The 4,704-nt window shown below is 47.1% G+C and carries 5 protein-coding genes and 2 pseudogenes; 6 read left to right on the forward strand and 1 reads right to left on the reverse strand.

Going from position 1 to position 4,704, the window contains the following annotated elements:
* From QP888_RS10835 to QP888_RS10860, 6 genes and pseudogenes are all read left to right on the forward strand, one after another.
* A pseudogene (locus QP888_RS10835) lies at nt 1-187 on the forward strand (hypothetical protein); the annotation flags it as partial.
* A complete protein-coding gene (locus tag QP888_RS10840; protein WP_284813573.1) occupies nt 166-894 on the forward strand; it encodes an ATP-binding cassette domain-containing protein in 729 nt (242 codons plus the stop codon). The pseudogene QP888_RS10835 and the gene QP888_RS10840, both read left to right, overlap by 22 nt.
* The gene (locus tag QP888_RS10845; RefSeq protein ID WP_284813574.1) at nt 884-2,023 is read left to right on the forward strand and encodes a hypothetical protein; all 1,140 of its coding nucleotides are present in this window, start codon (nt 884-886) and stop codon (nt 2,021-2,023) included. The genes QP888_RS10840 and QP888_RS10845 overlap by 11 nt, the downstream gene beginning before the upstream one ends.
* A gap of 60 nt (nt 2,024-2,083) precedes the next feature.
* Complete coding sequence (locus QP888_RS10850) at nt 2,084-2,605, forward strand: hypothetical protein (RefSeq protein WP_284813575.1); 522 nt, start codon at nt 2,084-2,086, stop codon at nt 2,603-2,605.
* Nucleotides 2,606-2,701: 96 nt separating this feature from the next.
* Nucleotides 2,702-3,607 (forward strand): annotated as a pseudogene (locus QP888_RS10855) (IS3 family transposase); the annotation flags it as partial.
* Nucleotides 3,608-3,727: 120 nt separating this feature from the next.
* The gene (locus QP888_RS10860) at nt 3,728-3,982 is read left to right on the forward strand and encodes a hypothetical protein (RefSeq protein ID WP_284813576.1); all 255 of its coding nucleotides are present in this window, start codon (nt 3,728-3,730) and stop codon (nt 3,980-3,982) included.
* Nucleotides 3,983-4,133: 151 nt separating this feature from the next.
* Here QP888_RS10860 and QP888_RS10865 read toward each other — a convergent pair whose 3' ends face one another.
* Entirely contained in the window at nt 4,134-4,493 is a 360-nt protein-coding gene (locus tag QP888_RS10865) for a hypothetical protein (protein WP_284813577.1), read from the reverse strand.
* Between the last annotated feature and the right edge of the window lie 211 nt (nt 4,494-4,704).

Consider the following 4,704-nt stretch of genomic DNA (forward strand, 5'->3'; position numbering starts at 1 on the left):
TTTGTTGAGTGTTGGAAGAAAGAAAATCTCGAGGTTACCAGTTAAGGTCACTGGTCCGATATTCCAGCCCACTCCAGATGGGACCGAGGCTGGTGGGGCGCGCCAGGCTCCGGGAAATTATTATGCTGGTATTGATATATTTGATTGGAACCAGTTAACCATGAAGTGGATGAAATTCGTATGGTAGTGACTGTTCGGGTTAATGCGCTACAAGTGCGGCGTTCAAACAAGACAATTCTGGATATACCGCAGTTGGTGATAGATGAACGCCCCACGCTTCTACTGGGAGCTAATGGTGCAGGGAAATCAACGCTTTTTTCTGCTCTTGCATCAGATTCTTTTCCGAAGGAAGGAACAGTACTAAGGAACGGTTCTATATCTAGAGTAGAGCAGACATTCAATCCTATTATCGGTTTCACCTCTAGTGAGTACTGCGCTTATGTTGCATGGTTGTTCGGGCGAGATAAAAAGGCTGCAAAGAAAGAATGCTTAGATTGGCTAGATTTTGTAGATTTGTCAAGAGTCGCTAGTCAACGGTGTGAAAGTCTTAGCGGAGGGGAACGCTCTAGGTTGGCGATCGCCACTGCGTTGAATTCCGGGGCAGAAACGCTACTGCTTGATGAACCTAGTGCGGCACTTGATCCACTCAACAAAGAGCATGTAACTGAGGTATACCAACGGATTGTGGATAGAGGGCATAATCTCGTCGTTTCGACGCATGATGCTGGTGAACTGCAGAGGCCTTTCGAGCGTGTTCTTGTTCTTGATAAGGGGAAGCTACATTTCGATGGTTCACGGCAAGATTTTGTACAGTTAGCTCCAGAGTCGGGAAATTCCCCAGCGCATATTCTCTCACGATCTTTTGTACGGAGAGGAAATTACAGTGGTTCCTAATTTTGGTGTTAAACACTGGCTTCGCCGTCCATCATTATGGATTTGCCTTATCGGGATAATCCTTAGTGCAGTTCCTATTTCGGAATTAGGGAAGACGCCTTACTATGAGTCGAATGCTGCTCAATCTACATTGGTATTCTTCGTAATTGCTCCTGCGGTTTCTGCCGCAATGGCATGGGAGGCATCACGTTTTCGTCCCCTAGTGCAAATGGGGCGAAAATCTGTGGCTCGTATCTATGTGAACCGAATGTTTGCATGGTCGCTGATTTTCCCTCTTGGCTATGTACTGGCAAATCTTTCGCAAACTACTGATTTTGCACTGTTCGGTTCTTCAGTTTTTTGGTTTATGCTGGCGTATTCGTTCATCGTCGGTATCTGTTGGACGTTAATCGGAAGCGCACTTGGTTTTTCCTTTAAACCGCTGGTATCAGTGTCTATATCTGCTGCGCTTGCATATTCTTGGTACGCGGTAATTCCAGCTACTTCTCCTGGAACCCTAAGGAATATAACTGGTGATTTTTTAGCGTGCTGTTCTTTTGATGTAACGATAGATGTGAAAGCAATTGGAACAGCAATTGCAGGGATTATTGGGGCTACGCTGGCCATAGTCTCGGTTGCGGCACTGTTTAGGCATCGTCGTAGAATGTATATGTTAACTTTTCTTTTTGGGATTCTGTGTCTCATCGGTTCTTTTGCTTGGGCGCAGCAACTCACAGAGTTTGGCCTTGCGCAAAGAGATTCTCGTGAGCTTGTTTGCTCTTCTAATGTCTGTGCATGGCCGGAAGTTCCTAGCGAAAATATTCTACTTAATATCCAGGCGAGGGATGCTTTTTCTCAAATAGCGCCGACTGAGTGGAGAGATTTCTCAGACCGTCCTGTGATGTGGGGAGATTTTTCGGAAGAGCATTTAAGTCTAAGCGGCCAATCCACGGTAGAGGGGATACTTGGAGAGTTTGTCGATCAAGCTGGATCTGCAGAACTGATTCGTTCTGACGCTAAAATCTGCGGAATTCCGGCGAAAGATTTGGGAATTACGCTTAGCGGTCTTCCTTGGGAGCCTAATCGACAAGTTAACGTTGGAGACGTTGTGCAACGTATCGAGCCTTCTGTGTGCAGGGGTAGCAATTAGCTCATGTCATCATACGCATTCTTGTATTGCCGTGGGCATAGGCTAATTACTGTCGTAATCATGGTGCTGTTTATTGGTTTTGTTCTTTCTTTTGCTGAGGGATGGTTACTAAATATCCCTTGGCTCAATGATACTGCTGGGGCAAACATTGGCACTTTATGTTCGTTTTCTTATGCTGCATTGCCAGTGATTTTTTTCAGAAATCAGATTTCCAGGTTAGAGGCTCAACTTTCGCGGAATTGGCTGATTATTGACAGTATCGTCCTCGTAACTTTATGGATTATTCCTTGGATATTTTCCCTTTGTGGCGTAGGAAGCACTAAATTTGCTTATGTATCTACCGTTCTTACAGGTTTGACGCTTCTTATAGGTAGATATGTGAGTGTGGATACTCTTGCGTTGTTGCTTGTAGTACAGCTTGTTTTGCAAACTGCTCTGTGGCCATCTTTGTCGGATACGAATTGGAGGCTCCTTCTGTTCGCTCTAGAGGTTCCATCCGGCCGTATTCCATTAATATTAAGCGCGTTTTCCTTTTTTGTGGGTATTATTTCTTTGCGTAAATTCAAGCATTCTGCATTTTAGCTAACAGTAGAGCGCGTCAATTTTTTGTGCGTGGGCCGGGCGTAGTGGAGCGTCCAGGGGTTAGTTCCTACCTCAACTACGCCAGGATTGGACACGTTGCCCAGAAAGTATTTCGTCGAGTTTAAGGAGAAGGTGGTCCATCAGATTGTTGAAATGCTCGGTCTGGAATCGTGCTCGCTGCACCGCGCCTACGAGAAAAGTCGGGGAGCTGCGTGGTCAATCTCATTACACGTTGCGGGCCTGGTACCGCGACAGTGCCACAGCTGGCACGCATGCTAAACCATCTGGTGGTGAGTCAATGGAAGAAGAGTTTAAGCGCCTGCGTCGGGAAAACCGCGAGCTGAAACGCGCCAACGGGATTCTCTAGACTGCTTCGGGTTTTCGCAGCGAGAGTCGACTACCCCACGACCACATGATCTCCTGAATCGACACGTATAAAGATTAGTGTGGGCCCGGGGCCATCTGCCGAATCCTTTGCCAAGCAGATCGTGGATTCATCACTTCATGTGGTTGCCGAAAAGCCACCACTTGCGTGCCCAATACGAGAGCTTTAAACGATAGCTTGCTTATCCGAAGAGATTCAACGAGTCCATGGTCCATGCTGAGAACTGTTCGGTCTACGGTATCCGTAAAATGTAGCATGCCATGAACCGTGAAGGCTTTCGCATAGGCCGTGGCAAGACCGCTCGGTTAATGAAGCTAACAGGTGTTTCCGGCCGCAGACGTGGGTGTTATCCGGTAACCACGATCAGCCCGAAGGTACCGGATCATCGCCTGGAACTGGTTCAACGAAACTTTCGTGCCCAGGCCCCCAGTCGGCTGTGGGTTGCCGAGATTACTTATATTCGCACCCTTCCAGGATTTGGCTACACCGCGTTTGTCGTTGACGTGTTCAGCGGCACGATTGTCGGTGTTGCCACACGCTCGACGATGCGTACCGATGTGCTGCCCATCAAGGCTGTGGAACATGCTCTCACTGCCACCGGTCGAATCCATGGAAACTAGCTGGTGTACCATAGCGATCGGGGCAGTCAATCTGCTTCAGTTCTAGGTCATAAAATTGAACTCTTGTGATCTAGAAAAGCCACGCTTCACAACGATGAATAAGTTCCAAGGGGGAAAATGAAAAGAAAAGTATTTTCGATCTTTTTAGCCTTAGCGCTGTCGGTTGGCTTCATTGATCCGCCGCAAGAAGCAAATGCTGGTGTTGTTGCTACATGCCTTGGCTCTCTCGATCGCCCTCACCACTCTCATCACTTCAGTAAAACGGTGAACGCCCAGGCTAGAGTCAAATGTAACGTCAATATGGCTCATATAACGGGATCTGTCACTCTTATTAGAGATGATGGGCGCGTGGCATCTTCCGGAATTCAGTAAAAATGGGGGAGCAGTAAGTGGAAAGCAAACGCGGCGATGAATTGTGATGGAAGGTTCCATCGGTACACTTCTACGGTAAGTCTGACCTGGCGTTCTCCTGCTGGTTTTCGCCCAGTAACTGGTGCGCAGAATTTTGAAAAGAGTCACGCATTCAGGTGCTGAAAGCCTTTTTCATGGTCCATTTAAAGTCTGGCTCTGAAGAAACCTCTAAGCCTTCAGGATATCCCCCATACAGGACGTACATTTTTTCAATTTCCTCACCTGCATCGGTTAAAAATTTTGATGGGAATAGTATGGAAAAGCCTTCGTATTCGGAAGAATTCTGCTTTGCCCACTCTATAACTTCTGAAACGTCCTCTGTGTCAAAAACTCTGCATTTTTCTTCTACTGAAAAAGTTGTTTCCGTTTGTCGTTTCCAGAAGAATACGCAATAGTCAGGGTTACGTAGCTCACCAGAGAAATCATCATCAGGAGTCGCTATAACACCTTCAAGGTCTTTCACTATCTTCATTTTTTAGTCTGTTCCTAACAGCTTTCCCCGCGCATGCGGGGATGAGCCCGTGGGTAGAAGCTTTAGTTTCTCTACTTCTGGTTGTTTTTCAGCTGCTGCGCTACAAGTCCGACGATCCCCACGCCTACTCCAACGTGAGGTTACCCTCGTTTAGTGGACACCCGATTAATGCGGATCTTGTGTCCGTAAGAGAGGATGCTCATTGTGAGTC

Source organism: Corynebacterium sp. MSK297 (assembly GCF_030232885.1).
In the GTDB taxonomy this organism is placed as follows: Bacteria; Actinomycetota; Actinomycetes; order Mycobacteriales; family Mycobacteriaceae; genus Corynebacterium.